Origin of the sequence: Allobosea sp. NPDC003192, assembly GCF_050275675.1 — a bacterium.
GTDB lineage: Bacteria > Pseudomonadota > Alphaproteobacteria > Rhizobiales > Beijerinckiaceae > Allobosea.
The window spans coordinates 282,149-303,247 of sequence record NZ_JBNNPK010000003.1 but is presented as its reverse complement, the minus strand read 5'-3'; the positions used below and the strand labels follow the sequence as shown (position 1 = coordinate 303,247).

General features: G+C 70.0%; 12 protein-coding genes. 10 read left to right on the top strand and 2 right to left on the bottom strand.

Features of this window, described 5'->3' with window-relative positions; all coding sequences use genetic code 11:
- Positions 1-16: 16 nt before the first annotated feature.
- The 4 genes from ACQKLX_RS06630 to ACQKLX_RS06615 all read left to right on the top strand — a co-directional run bounded on the left by ACQKLX_RS06630 (position 17) and on the right by ACQKLX_RS06615 (position 4,156).
- A complete protein-coding gene (locus ACQKLX_RS06630; RefSeq protein WP_427360596.1) occupies positions 17-1,465 on the top strand; it encodes a cytochrome P450 in 1,449 nt (482 codons plus the stop codon).
- Positions 1,466-1,517: 52 nt separating this feature from the next.
- Positions 1,518-1,799: a hypothetical protein gene (locus tag ACQKLX_RS06625; protein WP_427360594.1), complete on the top strand. Its 282-nt coding sequence runs from the start codon at positions 1,518-1,520 to the stop codon at positions 1,797-1,799.
- A gap of 4 nt (positions 1,800-1,803) precedes the next feature.
- Positions 1,804-2,259, top strand: a complete 456-nt coding sequence (locus ACQKLX_RS06620; RefSeq protein WP_326876218.1) for a glycine zipper domain-containing protein — start codon at positions 1,804-1,806, stop codon at positions 2,257-2,259.
- A 67-nt stretch (positions 2,260-2,326) separates the two neighbouring features.
- Positions 2,327-4,156, top strand: a complete 1,830-nt coding sequence (locus ACQKLX_RS06615; RefSeq protein WP_427360592.1) for a hypothetical protein — start codon at positions 2,327-2,329, stop codon at positions 4,154-4,156.
- 17 nt (positions 4,157-4,173) lie between these two features.
- Here the strand turns inward: ACQKLX_RS06615 and ACQKLX_RS06610 are convergent, their stop codons facing one another.
- A complete protein-coding gene (locus tag ACQKLX_RS06610) occupies positions 4,174-4,743 on the bottom strand; it encodes a hypothetical protein (RefSeq protein ID WP_427360590.1) in 570 nt (189 codons plus the stop codon).
- A 203-nt stretch (positions 4,744-4,946) separates the two neighbouring features.
- Here ACQKLX_RS06610 and ACQKLX_RS06605 point away from each other — a divergent pair, with 203 nt between their 5' ends.
- The 6 genes from ACQKLX_RS06605 (at position 4,947) to ACQKLX_RS06580 (ending at position 19,473) form a co-directional block, all read left to right on the top strand.
- On the top strand, positions 4,947-7,310 hold the full coding sequence (locus tag ACQKLX_RS06605; protein WP_427360589.1) for a hypothetical protein: 2,364 nt from the start codon (positions 4,947-4,949) through the stop codon (positions 7,308-7,310).
- Positions 7,307-10,846 carry a hypothetical protein gene (locus ACQKLX_RS06600; RefSeq protein ID WP_427360588.1) on the top strand — a complete coding sequence of 1,180 codons (3,540 nt, stop codon included), beginning with the start codon at positions 7,307-7,309 and terminating at the stop codon, positions 10,844-10,846. The genes ACQKLX_RS06605 and ACQKLX_RS06600 overlap by 4 nt, the downstream gene beginning before the upstream one ends.
- 122 nt (positions 10,847-10,968) lie before the next feature.
- A complete protein-coding gene (locus ACQKLX_RS06595; RefSeq protein ID WP_427360586.1) occupies positions 10,969-12,456 on the top strand; it encodes a hypothetical protein in 1,488 nt (495 codons plus the stop codon).
- Positions 12,453-15,110 (top strand): penicillin-binding transpeptidase domain-containing protein, encoded by a 2,658-nt coding sequence (locus ACQKLX_RS06590; RefSeq protein WP_427360584.1) that lies wholly within the window; start codon positions 12,453-12,455, stop codon positions 15,108-15,110. Before ACQKLX_RS06595 ends, ACQKLX_RS06590 begins: the two co-directional genes overlap by 4 nt.
- Positions 15,107-18,142 carry a hypothetical protein gene (locus ACQKLX_RS06585; protein WP_427360582.1) on the top strand — a complete coding sequence of 1,012 codons (3,036 nt, stop codon included), beginning with the start codon at positions 15,107-15,109 and terminating at the stop codon, positions 18,140-18,142. Before ACQKLX_RS06590 ends, ACQKLX_RS06585 begins: the two co-directional genes overlap by 4 nt.
- A gap of 164 nt (positions 18,143-18,306) precedes the next feature.
- Positions 18,307-19,473, top strand: coding sequence for a helix-turn-helix transcriptional regulator (locus tag ACQKLX_RS06580; protein ID WP_427360580.1), 1,167 nt, complete (start codon positions 18,307-18,309; stop codon positions 19,471-19,473).
- 49 nt (positions 19,474-19,522) lie between these two features.
- On the opposite strand, the gene ACQKLX_RS06575 is transcribed toward ACQKLX_RS06580, so the two are convergent.
- Positions 19,523-21,043 (bottom strand): hypothetical protein, encoded by a 1,521-nt coding sequence (locus tag ACQKLX_RS06575; RefSeq protein ID WP_427360578.1) that lies wholly within the window; start codon positions 21,041-21,043, stop codon positions 19,523-19,525.
- Positions 21,044-21,099 lie beyond the last annotated feature (56 nt).

Here is a 21,099-nt window from a genome sequence, read left to right as displayed (position 1 = left end):
CGCAAGGAGAGACCTTATGACCGCAGCGAACGCGACCCTTTCGGCGGCGCAAGCGCGCCGGCGTCGGCCGCCGGCCCCGGTGCCGGAAGAACAAGAGTTCGGCCGGCTCGAACTGCTGCTGCGCTTGCGCCGCAATCCGCTGACGATCTGGCGGACCCGCCATTTCCGCGAGCCGATCGTCGCGGGCGAAGGCCTGTTCGGCTACGGCGTCGTCGTCTCCGACCCGAATGTCGTCCACCATGTGCTGGTCGAGAACGCGGCGAACTACCGCAAGGACGACCTCCAACGCACCGTCCTGGCGCCCGGGCTCGGCGAGGGGCTACTGACCGCCGAAGGCGACGCCTGGAAACGGGCCCGGCGGACCCTGGCGCCACTGTTCACCCCGCGCTCGGTCACGGCGCTGGCGCAGCGCATGGCCGGGCCGGCCGAGCGAACCGCCGAGCGCATGGCGCGCCGGCGCAGCGGCCGCATCGTCGACATCAGCGCCGACATGACCCGCGTGACCTATGATATCCTGGCCGAGACGATGTTCTCGAACGCGATCGCCGGCGGCGCCGATGCCTTCGGCAAGGCGCTGACCCGCTATTTCGAGACGCAGGGGCGGATCGACCCGCTCGACGTGCTCGGCGCGCCCTCCTGGCTGCCGCGCATCGGCCGCTGGATGGCGCGGCCTGCGATCACCTTCTTCGAGGCGCAGGTCAAGGCGATCATCGCCGAGCGGCAGGCGCTGCATGCCGGCGCCGCCGGGCTGCCGGAGAAACCGGACCTGCTCGACGCCCTGCTCGCCGCGCGCGATCCGGAGACAGGCAGCGGGCTGAGCGACGCCGAGGTCGGCGCCAACATCGTCACCTTCATCGGCGCCGGCCACGAGACCACCGCCAACGCCCTGACCTGGTCGCTCTATCTCATCTCGCTCGCGCCCGACGTGCGCGACGCGCTCGAGGCCGAGATCGATGCCGCCGGCGACGACCTCGCCGGCGCCGCCCTGTCGGCCAAGCGCCTGGCGCTCACCCGTGCGGTGATCGAGGAGGCGATGCGGCTTTATCCGCCGGTGCCGTCTCTGTCGCGCACGGCCCTGGCGGACGATGCAGCGGGCGCATGCTTCATCCCCAGAGGAGCACTGGTGGTGATCTCGCCCTATCTCCTGCATCGGCACGAGACCCTCTGGGACGCGCCCGACCGCTTCCGACCAGAGCGCTTCCTGCCCGGCCCGCGCGAAGCGATCTCCCGCTATGCCTATCTACCCTTCGGCGCCGGCCCCAGAGTCTGCATCGGCCAGCAATTCGCCATGGTCGAGGCGGTGATCGTGCTGGCCACGCTGCTGCGGCGGCTGCGCTTCGAGCATGCCGGCGATGAGGCGCCGATGCCGGTCCAGCGCATCACGCTGCGCCCGGGGCGAGGCATGCCGATGCGCGTCACCGTGCGGCAGACCGAAGGACGGCCGCAGCCGACCGCGGCGAATTAACCACAGGCATCGGAAAAGCGTTAAAGATGAGCCCGATGTTTTTAAAGATATCGTGCCGGTGGTGTTCGGCGCGGCGGAACAGCCACAACGCGAAACGACGCGGAGCCCCGTCGTTCTTGGCTCTTCGACCCATGACTGGACCACGAACAATTTGGAACTTGGCAGAATCGTGACAAAGCGTGGCGGCTCTTGCCCAAAAAAGGCCAATATGGAACAGATGCCAGGCGTGGTGCTGCGTGGTCCTGCCCAGTTCTGCGAAACCGGCTCTGCCGGGGGCAAGGGCTACCAGATTGCTGGCACCATCAATTTTGGAAGCAACTTTTTACTGGGGTGACGTAATGCATGCCAAGACCTTGAAGGCCGGAACCATCCTCGTCGCGGGCGCCCTCGCGCTCGGCGGCTGCACCCAGTCGCAGGAACGCGTTGCGGCCGGTGGCGCGCTCGGTGCCGGCGCCGGCGCCCTGATCGGCGGCGCGGCCGGTGGCTGGCGCGGCGCAGCGATCGGCGCCCTGATCGGCGGCGTCGCCGGTCTCGTCATCGCCGACGCGATCGAAAAGGAGCGTGCCCGCGAGGCCGCCTATATCGCTGCGCGCTCGGGCGGCTCGAACACCCAGAGCTTCCGCAATTCGAGCGGCCAGGCCGTCGTCGTGCGCGCCCGCACCGTGCGCACCTACAACAACAGCCAGGGCCAGCGCATCCGCGTCGTCGAGCGTAGCGTAACCCGCGAGGGCAAGGCTGCCGGCACCGACCAGGTCGAAGTCAATCTGGCGACCAACGAAGCGTCCGGCATCTGAGCCGCGGCGAAGCGAGAACCGGTCCTCCCTCGTTCGCGAGGGGGGACCTCATGAGTACCGAACCGAGATGACTGCGAAAGCGCTGACCAGACGAATCCTCTGCCTGACGGTTGCCGGCCTTTTGGCGGTGCCGCCGGTGAAGGCTACGGCGCAGACGCAGATCATGCCCGGCTTTGATCCGTTCAATCCGTTCGGATCGGCCGCGCAACTGCTCTGGCAGCGCATTCAGCAGCAGTGCCCGCAGCTCAAGCTGCCGGTCACGATCGGCATCGCCTCACGCCCGGCGACGCGCAATGCGTTCACGACCGACCAGGGCAACAACATCATGCAGCAGATCCGCGCTGCATTCTCGAATATTCCGGGCGTGACGATGGCGCCCTGGCTCGACCTCGACCCGATCAAGGGCATCGTCGACACCGGCGTGCTGGACAACCCGCTGGCCGGCGACAACAAGGAACAGCTCAGCAAGATCCAGCTCGAGATCCGGGCTTCCGGCTACAAGGCCGGCGCCGCGACGCGCTTCAACCTCTCGGCGCATGGCTGGAACGGCTATGAGAGCTGCTCGCCGAGCCTTGACCCCTTCACCGTCTCGCAGGACTTCATCGGCGAGGAATACACCTCCACCGACGAGCTCTTCAACAAGGTCGCGGCCGGCGTCTGGGCCGCATCGGTCGACACCTCGAACCCGCTGACGCTGTCGATCAGGATGCTGAGCGGCCTGCCGGTCAGCCCGGGCTGGTACGAGTTCTTCTCGGACAAGATGCGCCGGGCCCTGAGCCGGCAGAATGCCGAGGAAAAGGAAACCAAGATCCGGGCCGAGCGCCATGTCACGCTCGTCATCGCGCATGATCCAGCGGGCGACGAGGAGAAGCGCTGGGACGGCATGGTCACGATCGACCCGCGCCCGCTCGGCTATCGCCTCTCGGTCAGCGTCAATCGCCGCAACACCACACCGGTCTCGGAGGACGGCGTCGTCACGCTCGACGAATTGCCGACGATGCAGCAATGGGCCGCCCTCGGCCCGACGAGCCAGACGCCGCGGCTCGACCAGACGCCGCTGCGGATCAACGCGCGCATCGAAGGCGGCCGGGCTCTGCAGCAATACCCCTTCCTGGTGGCGCAGGAATCCTATGTCGAGGTCGACATCCCGACCGGCAGCGTGCGCGGGCCGCACCCGGCAGTGCCCGTCGATGTGCTCGGGCGCAACAATGCGCCGATGAAGACGATCCACATCGCCAATCCGAGCCGGCCGAATCTGCGGCGCTACAAGCTCGGGCCGGGCGAGTATACGATCCGTGTCGCCAGCGCCGGCCCGGTCGCGCAGGACTTCCAGCTGCGGGCGCGCGCGGTCGAGACCAAGGACATGCTGATGCCCGAGGCCCCGGGCCGGCTGCTGCGCCGCTTCCAGGATTGGTACGCCAGCGTCTCCGAGGATCCGCGCACCGGCCAGCGCACCTGCTTCGCCTATACGGCGGCACAGGAAGCCGGGCCGCGCTACTGGCGCGAGCAGGCGCCGTTCATCCTGCTGCAGGCGAGCAGCGCCGGCAATGGCGAGCTCCAGCACCTGATCGAGGACAAGCGCTACTACAAGCCCAACACGCCTTTCGAGGCGGTGATCCGGGAAGGTGGCGGCGCCGTGCGCCGACTCAACGCGGTCCCGACGGCAGCCGGCAACTTCATCCGACCGACGAAGCAGGGCACGAACGGCCAGCCGATCCTCGATATGGACGCCGTCGCCGGCTACAACCGCGGCACGACGCTGGAGATCAGCGGCACGGCGCCGGACGGCCGCCCGGCCCATGTGATCTATTCGCTGCAAGGCTATCGCGCCGCCGTCAACGCGATGTCGCTGGAATGCGGCCGGCGTGACCTCGCCAACGCGCTGGTCTGGAAGTAATCGGCCGGCTTATGCCCTCAGGCAAGCGCCAGCGCCGCCCGCGCCGGTTCCGCATCCTCCGCCACCTCGAAGCGGATCAGGCCGCGACGGACATTGGCGGCCATGTCGAGCACGGCCGGGAGCGAGCGGGCGGAACGGTCGAGTACGCCGATCATGGCGGGCACGAGGCGCGGATCGTTCCAGACCTCCTCGGCGCGGCGGCCGAACGGCGCCAGGAAAGGCTCGACCCCGCTCCAGGCCAGGACGACCTCGCGCGGCCGCTGCGCCGCGGCGTCCAACCCAGACAGGATCCGCTCGATGATCGGCGCCCAAACGCCGTCGTCGTAGCGCCCGACCGGCAGGAGCATGATCAGCCGTTCGGCGCCCAGCAGCGCTCCTTGAGCCTGCGACGCCGACTGGGCCGGATCGCGGAACAGGCGCGGCAGGAGGCGCGGCGCGATGAAGCTCGCTTCGACCTCACGATCCTGCGCCTCGGCTTCCGACAGCGCCAGACGGCGGCGGGCGACATCCTCGCCGGAGGTCGCCTGGGCGAGCGCAGCGGGCAAGGCGGCGGGCAGCGCGGCGAAGCAAACCGTTTCTGCCGTCATCGCATCCCGCTCCGTCTCGGTTCCGATCCGACCGGCGCCGGCGGCCCGGTGCGGCAGGGTTCCGTAAGTGCAGCCAGCCGGCCGCAAGATCAGGCCCAAACCGTCAAGGTCGAGCCGAGCGCATGTCTTGCAAGACGGCGGGCCATCGCGCAAGGTCTGCCGACGTCGTCCCGCCCAGTTCGTCTTCCCCGGAGCCTGTTTCCGTGACTTCCTCCGTGGCGCCCGTCGCCATCATCTGGGACGGCTCGCGTCATGTCGCCGCGATCTGGCGAGATAGCGCACCGGCCCGTTTCCTCGCCGCCGAAGAGACGAGCGGCCGCATCAGCCTGATCGCAGCGGCCGATGCCGGAACAGCGCCGCTACTCGGGATGCTGCCGGCGGGCAGCCGGGCGCTCCACGCCGTGATCGTCGAGGCCGACGGCAGCCTTGCCACGACCCCGGTGCAGCTCGACGAAAGGTTGTCGCTGGCCGAGGCCGATCGCGGCGCCGTGGGTCTTACGCTGGTGCAGGCTTATCTCGATGGCGAAGGCGTGCTGGCCCAGCGCACCGGAGCGTCCGAAGCGGCTGCGACAGAGGAAGCCGACCTCCTGGCCTCCGGCCTCAATCGCGTCAGCGGCTCGGAGACGGAAGGCTACCGGCTCCTGGCCGGCCCATTCCTGCACCCGGACGACGAGCGCGCCGCGACGACCACGATGACGGCGCGGCGCAGCGACAGCGGCGGCCTGACGCTCACCTTCGCCGGCGATGGCGGCGCCGCGGCCACGGATGGGCTCCTGGTAGCGCATCTGCCGGCGGCGATGCGTGAGGCGCGGCAGGCGCTGGCACAGATCGATCAGGACCTGCGGCTCGCCATCGAGGCCGAGCTCGACACGCTGGCGGCCTCCCCGGCCGATCAGCGCGATGTCGACGCGACCGGGCTCGGGCGGGTCGCGGCGTTGCGCCGCGGCTTCCGCCTGCTGCGCCCCCGCGCCGAGGGCGACATGCTCTCCCTCCCCGACTGGGTCGAGGTGGACGATGTCATCGTCTTCGCCGAGCCGCGCCGCCAGCTCGTCTGGACCAGCGACGGCGAAGCAGCGAGCGGCAGCCCGATGACGCTGCGCTGGCAGGAGGGAGGCTTCGCCACGATCGCGCATGGCGCGCGCTATGCGGCCTCGGCCGCGACCGGGCTGACGCTCGGCCAGAGCGGCGGCAACGCCCTGGTCGTCGCAGCGACCGGTGGCACGACGCCCTTGCACGACGACCTCGCCCTCGCGGCGGAGCGGCTGGCCGAAGGGCTATGGCGGGCGACGAGCGCGGCGAGACCGGCGCGCCTTGGCGCCCTGCTCAGCGAGACGGCGCTACACATGGCACGAACACAGACTGGCGCCCTCGGCCGACTCGACGCGCGTAGCAAGAACTCCGCCGCTCCAGCCGGCCTGCTGGAAGCCCTGGCTGCGACGAGCGGAATCGACCCGGACCGGATCGAGGAGCTCGGCGAACGCACATTGTCCGAGCAGATCGCCATGCTCCTGCGCGCCCTGGTGCAGCCGCAGCTCACGGCGCGCGCCTGTACCGCACGGCTCGTCCTGCCCATGCCGGGATCGATACAGGACGAGGCCAGGCTGGAACGGCTGCTCGCCTGGTATGAAGATCCCAATCTGCCGCAGGCGCTCGCCCGCGAGGCAATGGCGCTGGCCGGGCACGACCGGCGGGCGATGCGGCTGCTGCACGATGTCGCCGCGAGCGCCCATCAGGACTGGATCGAGACCGGGCTCGCCGCCGAGGTCGAGCAGGCGCTGGCGGAGGCGGCGACGCAACGCGGGCAGCGACGCCTGTCGCCGCTCGATGCCTTGCTGCTCGAGCTGCGCCGGCAGCCGCAGCGGCAGCCGGCACCTGGCTTAGAGGCGATCGCGCGCATGCGCAGCGAGCTCGGCGAGACCGCGCAGCAGGCCGGCCAGCCGCCGGCGATCGCGGATGAGCTGTCGCGCCGGCTCGGGGAGCTCACACCCGGCGAGATCGTGCTGCTGCACGGCCATTTCGCCGTCCTGCGGCGCGAGGCCGACCAGGTGCTCGCGGCAGCCGCTCTGATCCGGAGCTGGGAAACCGCGCTCGGCCTGGAAGGGCTCGCGGCCCGCGCGCATCGATCAGGCGACCCCGTCCGCGGGGCGCAGCGGCTCGCGGCGGCCAGCCGCAGTTTCGCCGGCTCTCTCTCGCAGATCGAAAGCCTCGCCCCGGCCCTGACCGAACTCAAGAACGCGATCGAAGAACTGCTCGGCCCCGCCAATGAAGGGACCGCCCGCAACAAGGCCCTGCGCGAGACGCTCGACGGCTATGGCCGGCTCCTGCTGGCGCAACTGGTCCGGCACGAAGCCGACGCCGCCTTCGCCACCGTGCCCTTTGCCGGAAAGGCGCTGGCGGACCCGCACGATACAGGCTTCGGCGCGGCCTATCGCCGGCTCAGGGCCGGCAGCGGCGACATGCTGCCGCGCTATCTCGCCGCCGCCGCCGCGCTGACCGGTCTCGACCATCATTGGGGCGTTTCGCTTGCCGGCACCGACGGACATGCCGCTTCGAGGCAGGACGCATGACCACTCTGCCCTGCTACAATCTCGAGACCCGGCTCGGGAGCTTCGCCGCGACCATCGCGCTCGACCGCAGCGGCGAGCTGATCGACCTCCTCGCCTTCGAGGCACCGGAGGACATGGTCAGGGCGGTGACGGTCTCGCTGGTCTCGCATGCGCCTAGCCTTGCGAGCGGCGTCGACATCGGCTGGTTGCAAGGCAGCGCCCTCCTGGACAAGGCCGCGATCCGGGCCGGCGAGCGGCTGGTGCTGGGGCTGAAGCGCGAAGCGGTGATGCGCGCGGTCGCGAACCATCGTGCCCAGGCCGATGTCGACAGCGACGCCAGCATCGAGATCGCCTTCTCCACCATCGTCGAGACCGCGAGCGGCACCCGCGCCTCACCGCGGCGCCTGATCAAGATCGCGGCGCTCGCCGGTGCCTCGCAGCCGGAATGGCGGATCGAACCGGTCGAGATCGACCTCGATTCGCTGCAGGCCGGCAAGCAGCTCGCCGTCAGCCAGATCGCCATCGACATCCCCCGCGACATCGTGCTGGAAGGCCGGCGCGGACTGACCATCGAGGCGAGCTGCTTCGGCATCAAGGCACAGCATCTTTCGCTCAGCATCGCCGCGCCAATGGACCATTCGGTCTCGCTCCGCCGCTTCCCGGACGCCGGTACCTCGACCAGCCGGCACCTGATCTGGCTCGCCGACGCGCCGGCGCTGGCCGGCCAGGAAGTGCGGCTCGACGTGACGCTGACGCGCGACGCCGTACTCGACTTCGTCGACGAGACCAGCCAGGCCAATCCGAAGGCGCCGCTGCAGATCAGGCTGACCGCCAAGCTCGGCGGCTGGGTCGCCCAGGACGGCGCCGGCCATGATCCGGACGGGCCGGCCAAGCCCTGGTCGAGCGCCCTCGAAGCCCGCTCGGTGCCGATCCGCAGCCAGAACCGCGGCGAGGTCGCGCTCACCATTGCGGGGCAGCATTTTGCCTGCCCGCTCGGCGGTACCGCGCAATTCGAGATCGCCGGAGGGCTCAATGCCGAAGTCGATCCGGACGACGAGACCTCGATCGTGCGCTGCGACGGGCTGGTGATCGACCTGCGCCGCTGGCCGCTGACCCGGACCGCGCCGCTCACCGTCGAGGTCACCAGCCGGATGGGCGAAACCGAGATCGCCGAGCCGCCGACGCCCTTCCCGCTCGAGATCGTGCGGGAGGGCGATTTCGGCCGGCGCGGCCGCGCCGTCGTGGCGATGCAGAACCTGACGACGACCTTGTCGCGCGCCGTGCGCACCAGCGGCGCCAATGTGCTGCGCGGCGAGATTACGGTATCGCTGGCGATCAAGGCCGGCGACGAGGGGGGCCGGGCCTTCGCGCAGGCGAGCCTGCCATTGCGCTATAGCCGCCGCGTCCATCGCCTGCCGATCTGCATCGACCTCGGGGCCTCTGCGACCTCGATCTGGTCGGGCGCACCGCGTGCCGCCGGCCGCGCGACCGAGATCAAGCCTTTGGCGCTCGGCACCTGGCTTGCCGCCCATGTCGATCCGCGCCATGGCGAGGCCGCCCTCAAGGATGCCGGCGCCGCGCCGCTGATCCCAAGCCATGTCGGGCTCGATTCCGGCAATAATCTGCGGGCTGACCATGCGCCGCACAGCCTGCCGGATCTCGCTCTGACCGGCTCCGACCGCGCGAGCGTCGCGCGCCGGCTCAAGACTTTCGCCCGACGCTACGACGTCTCGGCTCCAGCACCGCCGCCGCAATTCGGCCTGCCCGAGAGCGGCCGGCGGGTCGACTCGCTCAAGCACGCGCTGACCTCGGGTGCAGTCTCCCTGACGCTGAACGAGCAGGTGCATCGCTACGATGCCGCCACCGATCGCGTCGTCGCCACCAATACGGTCGAGATCGCACCGCTGGTCGCCGACGTACTCGACGAGCTGGTCGATCTTTATGTGCTGCGCTTGGGCGAGGACCGCCTGCGCGTCGAGGACCATGCGCCGCCGCCGGTGGTGCCGCGCATCCTGGTCTCCTGCCCGAGCGGCATCGGCGACGAGATCGCCTCGCGCTACCGGGCCGCGCTCGAACTCTTCGCACAGCGGCTGGAGCGGCTCTTCCCCGGCGCGACCAGCTTCCCGGATGCGGCCGTCACCGTGCCCGAGGCGGTTGCAGCGGCGCGCTATGCCGCCAGCCTGCCGGAGGTCCGCGCCGCTGTGCCCGACCAAGGTGAGGCGCTGCTCGTCACGCTCGACATCGGCGGCGGCACCAGCGACGTCGCGCTCGCCTCCCTGCGCCGCGACGGCGACCGGCTGAACCATGCGACGCTCGCCACCTTCGGTCTGCCGGTCGGCGGCGACAAGATCGACGAGACGCTGACCGGTATCGCGGCGACGCTGATCGACAGGGCGATGGACGGCCAGGACGCGCATTGGCAGCCGGCCTTCGCCGAAGCCTCGCTCGCCCGCGCCATCCAGCGCGAGGATGCCGCTGCGCTGGCAGCGCGCAGCTGGCTGCGCAATGCCGTGAAACAGGCCAAGGCTGGTCTCGCCACCCGCCTCAGCGAGAAGGCGCAGGCTTCCGGCAGCGCTTATCGCTGGGATGCGGACGCCGCCGACGAGACCTTCGACCTCGTCCTTGCCGAGCTGAAACCGGACGGCGATCGGGCGGGCCTCTATGTCGCCCAGAACGAACCGGCACTGGCCGATGTCGCGCAGCGGCCGGGCCTGCAGCTTACGATCGACGGGCCGGGCAAGTCCGGAACGCGCCGGCTGGTGCTGAAGCTCGCGCGCAGCGCCGTGGAGAAGGGCGCGAGCGAAGCCTCGCAGCACCTTGCCGAGATCGGCGCCGTGCTTGGCGGCCTGCTGCCACGCCTCGCCCGCGCCGCCGGCCCGAACCCGGCGCGCCGGCCGACCGTGATCATGGTGCCGACCGGGCGCGCCGCGCTCTGGCCGCCGATCTTCGAGGCAATCGCGGCGGAAGCCGACGCCAGCCGCGCCGCCTTCCCGTTCGAGCGGCCATTCTCGCCGGCGGCGATGAAGAAGGCGGTGATCGCCGGAGCCGCCATCCTCGGTATCGAGGGCGACATGGCCGGCAGCGCCGTGCAGCACAAGAACCCGCTCGGCATCGCCGCCATGGCGGTGCAGATGCGCGATCTCGGCGCCACCGGCCTGCGCACCGAATTCGCAGCCGAGCGCATCCATTATCTCGGCTACGACATCGTTTCGGGGGCGCGCGTCCATGCCGAGCATGACGAGGCGGCGCCCAGCCTCGGCGGGCGTGCCAATCTCGGCCGCCGCTTCCAGTTCGTGCGCACGATCCCGGGCCTCGACCCGCAGGGCAAGGCCCTGGCCCGCCTGCGGCCGCTGCTCGACGGCCAGGATCCGATGGTGCTGCTCGAAGGCGATTCGATCGTCGAAGCACACCGCGAGGGGCTCGACGGCTTCGGCGTCTGCGAGATCATCAGCGAGGTGCTGTCGCCGGTGAGCCGCAAGGTCACGATCGTCGCCGCCAATGAGGGCTGGGAGGCCTGCTGGCGGATCGAGCACGACCGCGTCTCGCGGATCTATTGAAGGTCGCAGGATCGTCATGGCCCGCACGCGAAAACGGCTCTGGCGCTCACAAAAGCGGGCTCGTCCCGCCTCGTCGCGACCGTATCCCCTTCCCGATTTCATCGCCCGAGTGAGCTGACGCCATGGCCCTGCCCGATCTCATGGACCTGGTGATGCACGACCCGCGGCGGCTGACCTCACTGCGCGCCGTCGCCGGCGAGCCCGGCGAAGCCATGCCCGGGATCGAGAACCTTTGGCGCAAACCCGTGTTCAGTCTCACCGCGGGGGGACAGCCGACCAAGGACGGCAAGGCCTCGCTGGAGGATCTGATCGACCGCCACCGCAGCATCGCGCTCACCGATGGCGGCAGCGGCCCGCAGCCGATCGACGTGCCCTTCACCTCGCTGGTGGTGCTGACCGCCGAGGCGCTGCCCGGCGCACAGGAGCTCGGCCGCTTCCTCGCCGACCGGATCGAGCAACGCTTCCGCGACGTGATCGACCCCGATATCGGCGTCACCGTCCATGTCGAGCAGAGCCTGCATGCGACCGCGCCGGTCGCGGTCTATCTCGGCCATGGCGTCTACGCCCCGCCGGCCGACAGCCGTTTGCCGCATGGCGAGGTGGTGATCCGCCAGGATGCGCAGACCGCGATCGGCCAGCCGATCATCGGCGTCAACACGCCGGGCGGACTCTATTCCGGCCAGGCGCGCTTTGCCTTCTCGCGCAGCGAGATGCTGACGCCGGCGGTGCACCCCGATTTGCCCGGCGGCACGATCTTCTTCCTCGGCCGCTATCCGGTCGACGCCTCCGCCCGCGATGCCGGCGGCCTGCCATTGCTCACCGCCTTGCCGCAGACGCCCGAGGCACGGGCCCAGGCGATCCAGGTCGAGACGCTGGCGCTGCCCGGCGGCAATGTCGACGCGCGCTTCGAAATTCTCGGTGTGCGTCCGCAGGTCGGCCGGGTCTCGCTCGGGCTCGTCGACGTCACGCTCGACCGCCGGCCCTCCCGCCTACAGGCGCAACCGCCCAAGGGCCCGCACCTCGCCGTAGTCGGCCTCGCCATCCCCGAGAATTTCGGCGGACGGCGCATGGCGCGCTACTGGGTCGAGCGCAGCCATGGCGGGCGCTTGATGTCCTCGGCCATGCTGGCGCAGCGCGACAGCATCGTCGTGCAGGGCCGCGACGCCCGCCGCTATGACCGGCGGGAACTGCGCTATAGCCGGCTCGGCGGCGAGGTTCGCGCCGAAAGCATGAGCTTCGACGGGCGCCGGCGCTCGCTGCTGATGCTGGAGGATGGCGAGTTCGGCTATATCGGTCTGCCGCGCGAGCAAACCGCGATCGCCTTCGGCCCGGATCAGTCCTCGCGCGGCTACGGCACCTTCGACTGGCTCGGCGAGGCCGTGCGCGTCCAGTTCGGCTCCGGCGTGGTCGAGCGCCTCGATGACCTCTATGATCACAACCCGGTCGGCTTCATCGCAGCGGCGCCCGGCGGCGTCGCCGTGCAGTCGGCCGGCGACATCTGGCTTCTCGGCGGGCGCAGGCCGCAGGCGGCCGGAACCAGCATCATCCCGCCGAACGGCCCCTTCGTGCTCGGGCCGCTGGTGGTCGAGCTCCGCGAGGCGACGCCATGAGCCATCCGCTCTTCCGCGGCCTGAAGCGCAGCGTCACCGCCGTCGCGGTCGGCACCGTCACCATCGTCGGTTTTCTCTGGCTCTCGGGCGGGCTGATCGGCGAGCTCGCAGCCAGCCGCGCCTGGATCAAGCAGCCTGACTTCACCGAGACCAGCCGCTCGAACGAAGACCTGTTCCAGCAGGGCGTCGCGACCGGGCTGATCTGGCTCGATGCCGCCGGCCCGGTCATCCGCTCGCAACCCTGCGAAGCGCTCTACGACGCCTCGCTGACCGTGCCGACGCCGCAGGGCGCCAAGGAATTCTCGCGCACCTTGCTCGACCGGCTCTGCAACCTGCCGGCGGGCGCGCAGATCCGCTCGGAGATGCTGGCCTGGAACAATTCCTTCCTGATTGCCGGCGCCCGCGACGATCGTGCGCCCGACCGGCGCTGCGCCGACGGCACACCGCTGACGCTGCCGGTGGTGCCGGCCGGCTGCCGCCCGTCGAGCTGGACCGCACGCGTCGCCCAGACCACCGATCTCGCTGCGCCGCTCAACGTGATGCCGAACGCGGTGCCGCCGCCGCGCGACTTCGCCGATTTCGCCAAGCGCCGGGGCAACCAGCTCTCCGACTGGGCCCTGTTCGGCCCCTTGCGCGCGCCCGAGGACAAGCTCGTGCTCTCGACGCGGCTACCGGCCGGCAACAGGCGCGTCACCGTCGACATGATCCTCGAGCCGGCACGCGTCGTCGTCGGCAATGAGCGGGTCAATCTCGATCCCAGGCGAGACGAGCAGACCGTGCGTATCGCCGGCCTAGCGATCGCGGCCGAGCGCGTCTGCTCCGACAGCGACGAATTCGCCACCTGCGCCGAGGAGGCTCAGCAAGGCCTGCCGCATGGCTGGCGCTTCACCATCACCGGGGCACGCCGCCGCGATGTCGAGATCGGCTTCGAGGGCCAGCCTGTCCGGGCGGTGCCGCCGCGTGCCCGCGAGGTCCTCGGCGGTTCGGGAGTGCAGAGCGAGGACGGCAAGGTCAAGCTCTGGCGCTCCTCGCATATCGAGGCCGATTGCGAGCGGGCCAAGACCAAGCTGGTCTGCGAGCTCGGCTGGCGCGGCGCTGTCACGCAGCGGCGCACCGGCGCGGCCCGCGCGCTCTACTTCGCCGACGGCACGCCGGCGCTCGACAACAACGGCGTGCCGCTGCCGATCGTCGACGAGCTCGGCCTGACCGCGATGATCGGCTATGGCGCCGGCGATGTCGGTTCGCTCTCGGCCGCGCTCGGCCGAGCCCGCACCCGCGAGAACCTGACGCTGACCATCGAGCCGCGCCTGCAGAAACTGGTGCAGGAAGCCGTCTACGAGCATATGGGCGAGCGGCTCGGCCGCGGGAAACGTCCGCGCAAGCCCGGCCCGCTGCCGGTGAACCTCGCTCCCGAGCAGGAACCGCCGGACCAGGGCGACGGCCGCGCCGTCGTACTCCTGATGGATGCCGGCGACGAGCCGGGCGCGCTGCTCGGCCTGGCGAGCTGGCCCGATTTCGTACCGGGAATGCACAGCTGGGACATCCAGGCGCTCTCGACCGGGCGCGACAGTGATTCCCCGCTCGCCGGCCATGGCTGGCGCGCCGGCGACGTCCACACCATGCCGGGCTCGACCTTCAAGCTGGTCACCGGCCTCGCCACCATCCTGGGCATCCGCGAGCAGCCTCGCTTCGCCGACATGATCATGGGCCGCACGCCGCCGGCCCAGCAGGCGCAGATCTTCGGCATCGGCGGAGGTGGTGGTCTCAATGTCGACGGCGTGCCAATCACCAATTACGGCGGCGCCGGCTTCAATTACGGCATCCTGTCGGCGTCGCAGAGCGGCTGTCCGGATGCCGGCCGGGGGGCGCAGATCGGCTTCTGCGAGGCGCTGATCAAGTCGTCGAACCTGTGGTTCGCCGGCATGGCGCTGACCATGGACGGGCGCAAGGTCGGCGGCCGCCCGACGACGGTACCGGGCCGCACCGGCACGATCCTCGCCGAGATGACCGAGCATCTCTACCCGATCACCCAACCGGGCACGCTCGCCCAGCCTGGCGTCGACCTGACCCGCGGCATCGTGCCGGGCGCGCAAAGGCTGACCGGCGAGGCGCTCGACCTCGCGGTCGAGGACAAGCGCAATGCAAGGCGCATCGACCTCGCCACCAACTCCTACGGCCAGGGCGTACGCGCAACGCCGATCGCCATGGCCTCGATCTACGGCTCGCTCGGCGCCCGCAAGGTGATCCGTCCGCGCGTGCTGAAGCCTGTCTCCGACGTCGCCGAGACGCCGCAGCCGAACGAAGGCAAGCCGGTCATCCCCGGCATGGACCCGCGCCAGGCAGAGCCCTTCCTCGACGACGCGCAGCGTGGTCTCTACGGCGTGGTCAACTCACCGGGCGGCACCGCCGCGGGCGTGATGGCCTCGCTCCCACCGGATATCCGCAAGCGCATCTTCGGCAAGACCGGTACGGCCGACACCGTCGAGGGCATGAATTCGGCCTGGTTCGCCGGCTGGATGGACAATGTCGCAGGGCGCAAGCGCGTCGCCTTCACCTGCCTGGTCTCGCATACGCGGGAAACCGGCGGACGCGCCTGCGGACGCCTGATGGCCGGCCTGCTCGGCAAGGTCGCCGCGCTCGGAGACAAGAAGTGAGCGAGACCACCGCGCTGCGCCAGCTGATGGGGCGCTGGCTGACCTTGCGGCCCTTCCGCCTGCCACGCATCCGCATCGGCGGTGCCGGCGGGGCCGTGACCGGCCTCGTCCTGCTGGCGCTCTGCCTCGGTGTACTCGGCTTCTGGTGGCACAACACCACCCATCTGATCGAGAGCGCGCGGCCGGTGGTCAGCCTGGAGCGGCTCGATCTCGCTCTCGCCCGCGGCGAGACCGTGACGATCGGCCGCCGCGAACTGCTGCAGCCTCAGCGCTTCGACGCGGCCGAGGCGCGCCATGTCGCCTTCACCCGCCAGCAGGACGGGCGCGTCACCATCCGCAACGTCGCCAATACACGCCGGCTCTGGCTCGACTATCTCAACGGCGCCGGCAGCTTCTCGGCGCGCTGGCGCTTCCAGCAGGGCGATCGCATCGCCGCCGGGGCGCTGGCGATCGCCGTCGACGAGGCACGACCCGGGCGGCTGGCGCTAACCTTGACCGAGGCCGGCAAGCCGGGCGCCCGCAAGCTCACCATCGACTCGACCGGCCCGCTCTCGACGCTCAGGCTCGACGGCAACGCACTCGCCGTCTGCCAGCCGCGCAGCGGTGCCGACCGCATCCGCGAGATCGTCACCGGCCTGATCGCCACCGACGAGCGCGGCGAGGACCGCATCGTTTCGCTCGGCGGTCGGCTGACCTGCTCGGTGCGCGAGGAGGCTCATGTCGGCGCCAGCGCCCTGCCGTTCAAGGCGCTGACCATCGTCGCGCGCGGCGGCGGCTATTTCCTCGCCCCGGGCGATGCCGTCGATGCGCCGCGCCCGCCGGTCGTGTTCGCGCGTGGCAACCAGCGCATCACCGATTTCACCGACATCGCCTGGGAGCTCGATCCGGACGGCCCGGCACGGCTCAGCCACATGATCATCGGCCGCACCCGCTACGCCGTCGACATCGGCGTGGAATCGAATGGCCGCCTGCCTCTCCGATTGACACCGCTCAGCAAGACTCACCGTTTCGCCCCCGACGACGCCGAGGCCCTGCGTGCAACCGCGATGACCGACAGCGTCCGACCGGTGGTGACGCCGCCGCGCCAGCCGATGTCGGCCGCCGAGCTCGGCAACCCGCTGTCCTCGCTCAATGGCGTCGAGCGCATCGTGCGCCTGCTGCTGACTCTCGGCGTCGCCGTCTTCGGCGTGCTCGCGGCGATGCACCACGCCACCCTGTTCCGGCGCAGCGCCATTCTGGTCCGGCTCGTCGGTGCGCTCGGCTCGACCGCCTTCATCGGCGCCACGACCATGCTGGTGCTGGCGCCCGAACTGTCACGACTGGGCGGTGCCTCGATCTCCTATGAGGCGGCGCTGCACGCCACCATCCTCGCCTATGCGATCGCCTGCTTGGCGATCATGGTCGGGCCGCGCTTCACCACGCCGCTGCGCCTGACCTGGCTCGGCATCGTCATGCTCTGCTGCCTGGGCAGCCTGACCCTGCTGGCGCTCGGCATCGACGCGGAGAAGACCGACTTCACCATCCATGCCGAGAAGAACAAGCTCCTGTTCTTCGACCTGATCCCGGTCGCCGCGGTAGTGATCGCCTTCCAGCCCCAGCGCTCGATCGCCGCCCTGCCGCGCTCCTTCTTCATGGGCGTCGGCTTCAAGGACCAGTTGCTGCGCGCAGTTCCGGCGATCCTGATCCTCGCCGCCTTCGTTGCCTGGGGCGTGCTCGGCACAGAGACCGGCGTCGCTGGCTTCCAGCCGGTTGAGCTCGGCAAGATCGCGCTCGTGCTGGTGCTGGCGCACATCTTCCTCGGCTTCTCGCGGATCGACTTCTTCTACAACCAGCGCCACTACATCTCCTGGCTGACGGTCAGCCTCGCGACGGTGCTGGTCTTCATCCTGTTCCTGACCGCGGTGCCGTTCCTGAAGAGCGACTACTCGCCGGCGCTGATCATCATCATCACCACGGTCGTTCTCGCCTTCGCCTTCCTGCTGCCGAGCACGCTGAAGCGCCTGTTCGAGATCATGCGCGTCTTCCTGCGCCGCGCCGACGCGCCGCAGCGCAAGGTGCGCCGGCTCGGCTGGCCGCGCGGCGGCGTGCTGGCGCTGGTGCTGGTGGTCCTGCTCGGCATCAACGCGGCGCTGATCTACGTCTTCCCGGGCCTCGTCACCTATGCGATCTCGGGCCAGTGGAGCCTGCCCAAGGAGCGGCTCGCCGCCATCGACACACTGGAGAAGGCACGCGGCGGCCTGTTCCGCGTCCCGGCCGAACGGCTCTTGACCTGGTACGATCTCGACCACGCCACCAAGCGCACGCAGACGGCGGCACAGGACCGTAGCCCAGACGTGATCCACCGTGATCTCGGCTTCCAGCTACTGCAGTCCAAGGTCGCGCTCGCCGAGATGCCGTGCACGCTGGCGCGGCTCGATCTCGGCCTCGACAAGACGCCGGTCGAGGTCCGCCGTGCGCTCGACGAATTGCCGCCCTCGCCTGTTTCGCTCTGCGCCATGCTGCCGGGCGCCCGCGCCACGCCGATCGCCGAGCGCAAGGGCGAGGAGCAGGACGAGACCGTCAGCCGCTTCACCGTCAGCGACCTCGTCCGGCTGCCGGTGGTGCAGAACGACTTCATCGCCACCTTCCTGATGGTGCGCTTCGGCCTGCCGGCGGGGCTCGCACTGCTGGCGGCGCAGGTGATCACCGTCTTCGGCTTGCTCTCATTGGCGGTCAGCCTGATGCGCGAGCGTGCCATGGGTTCGGCGCAGGAAGGCGCCAACAAGGGCATGGCCATCATCCTCGTCGGCATCGCCACGATCTTCTCGCTGCACTGGAGCATTTCCTGGGGCAATGCGCTCGGTCTCCTGCCGGTGATGGGCCAGCCGATGACCTTCATCGCCGCGGCGACCTCGCATCACATGCTGATGGCGCTACCCTCGATCGCGATCGCGCTGATCGCCGGCCGCCTCGCGGCGATCCGCCAGCTCTCGCCGACCAGCGACCCGCCGCCCTGGGGCCTCTGGCGTGGGCTGACGCGGGCAGGGCTGTAAGGTTCTGCCAAAGACCGGCAGCTAACCCGAACGGGTGAGTTGCCTCCCACGGGATCGCGCCAAGCTTCCCTGGCTTCGCAAGCTGAGCCTCAGCCGGCCTGCGGAGCCAGTTGACCCAAGCCCGACATCTGCAATCGTAGATGGCGGGCTGGAGGCAGGCGACGATGGGGGTACGCGTTTCCGACAGCAGCGAACGGGTCATTGCCCGCCTCGGCGAATTGATCGACGCCGCGGCGATCGCGCCCGAGCATTGGCAGGAGGTCTGCCGCGGAATCCAGGGCATCCTCCCAGGCGGGCGCGTCCTGATGCAGGGCTACGACGCGTCCGCCCCTTATGCCACGCCGCTTGCCGGCGTCGGCTGGGAGGATATCGATTTCGACATCTATTTCGACCGCTACGCCGCGCTCAATCCGTGGATTCCGGCCTGGACTGATCTGCCGGTCCTGCGCAGCACGCTGGCGGACGAAGTCCTGCCGCGCCGCATCCTCGAGCGAACCGAATTCTACAATGACTGGATCAAACCGATGGGCGGTGCCGATTCCGCCAGCGGCATCAAGATCGTCCAGGACCGGTCACGGATGGCGACGCTCTGCGTCCATTATGACCAGCGGCGCGCGCAGAAGAGCCACGAAGCACTGGCGCCGCTCCTGCAGGCTCTGGCCCCGAAAATGCGACGCGCGCTCGACTGCAACCGCGCCGTGCTGCGCAATCATCGCTCGATGCTCGGGGACTCGCTGATGCGCAATCTCATCGATCCCGCATTGGTGCTGGATGGCGATTGCCGCGTCCTCGACCTCAACCTCGCCGCGCAGGACCTCAGCGACAGCGGCCGCTCCTTTCGTGTCACCGCCGGCGACAGGCTGGTGCTCGGCGATGCCGAGGCACAGGCGAAGCTCGGCCTTGCAGTGGCCGCCGTCTGCTCGCGACGGCCCGGTTCGATCGGGCGCCACGACGTCTCGTTCCGACGGGGGCCGGAGCGGTTTTCGGTTTCGGTGCTGCCGGTCACGCAGAATCTGCGTGAATACGCCTTCAGCGGATCAGCCAGCCTGTTCATCCCCGGCACGATCGCGCTCGTGATCATGCGGCGGGAGCTGGTCGACTCCGGCCTCGAGCTGGAGACGCTCAGGCGGCGGTTCGACCTGAGCGCGCAGGAAGCGCGCATCGCGCTCGCCCTGCGCGACGGCGGCACCGTCGCCGAGATCGCCCTGCGCCTGGGAATGGCCTACGAGACGGCGCGCGTGCACCTCAAATCGGCGTTCGCCAAGACCGACACTCACAGGCAGCGCGAATTGCTGGCGCTGGTGCTCGACACGACCGGCCCGCGCGGCTGAGATCAGATGCGACTTGCCGTGCCTGCCTTCGGCGGCGCGGCAAGTCGGTTCAGCGCCGCCTAATCTCGACCGAGAGAGCCTTAGGTTCCTCGAACTGGATCACCGGGAAGGCCGCGATGCCGCCGCGGATCGCGTTCGGGTTGAAGACCACCCGCGTCGCCGTCGACTTCGAGGCCACTACGGCCGGCCCGGTCCCGTTCTGGAACTTCGCCTTGGCCGGCGCGACCGGATCGAGGGCCAGCCCGCAGATATCCTGGCCGTCGATCGTGACGCTCGTCATCTCGCCGACGTCGACCGCGTTCTCGCTATAGCGCGGACGCAGCTCGTAGATCTGGGCCTCGCAGGTGCTGCCAGCTGGTGCGGACAAGGTCACCAACCGCGCCAGAGCGGAGCCCGTCATCGCCACGGAGCCGCTTTGGGTGCCGGGATTCGGCTGTCCCAGAGAGGGCGCGGTCTGCTGCCCCAGCGAGGGCGCCGTCGCGCTTTGCTGATTGCCGGCCTGCTGCGTCGCCCCGCTGGTCCCGGGCTGGGTCAGCGTCGGCGGGACCTGATAGGGGTCCTCGGTCGCAGTCCCGCGCGTCAGATACCAGCCGGCGCCCGCCGCACCGGCGACAAGCACCAGAGCCGCAGCGGCGATCACGGGCAGGCGCGAGGACGAGGAGGTCGAAGCCGGCTTGTCGCCGAGCACCGAGCGGCGCGGCTTGGGCGCCTGCGGGCTCTTCAGCACATCGGCGATCGAGGGTTCGTCCCCGGGCGGACGCGGCTGGACCAGGGTCTGCTCCGGCTGCGCCGCGGCCATATGGGCGGGCTGCGCCTGGGCGGGCTGCTCGGCGGTCTTGGGCTCGAACGGTTTCAGGGCCATCGAAGACGATCCCGGTGCGGCCGGCCGCTCCGGCGCGGACGCCGCGGCCTGCGGTTCGAAGGAGCCGCTGCGCAAGAAGAGATCGATCGGCGCAGCGATGTCCGCGAGCGAAGAGACCACCACGATATGATGCGGCTGGCCACCGAGAATCTTGCCGAGGATCGCGACGGCGCGCTCGGCCTCCTCACCATGCGGCACCAGCGCCAGCACCGGCGTCGCGCCGTGCTCGGCATCGGCGAAGAGATGGCGGCAGCGGTCGATCTTGGTGGTGAGGTGGTATTCCTGCTGGGTGACGCGGGCCTCGCCTGCCGTGTCGGCGACGGAGAGGTCGATCGCGCCGGTACCCCAGATCACGAGCTTGGCCTCGGACGCTTTGTGCGTCACCGCCTCGCCATGGGCGAGCGCGCAATGAGCCGCGAGCGTCGGCACCATCCAGCTCTTGCCCTGGTCGATCGAGCCGGACGCCGCAAGGCGGTAGCTGCCGCCATCGGGCAGGCCGAGGATCTGACGCAGGGGCTCGCCCGGGCGCAGCAGGTTGCTGTACTGCGTGCTCCAGGGCTCGCAGACCTCGGAGCTCTCGGTCGCCAGCACGACGCGCGAAACCGGTACGCGCGCCGACCAGGCAAGCTTCTTCAGGATGATCGGCTGGTCGGTCGTCGGCACGACGACGAAAACGCCGGAGCGCCTGACGTTCTGATCTCCCGCCATCATCTCTCCCGCAGGCCCTGCCGTCCCCTCAGCCAGGTATAGATGACGCCGCACGA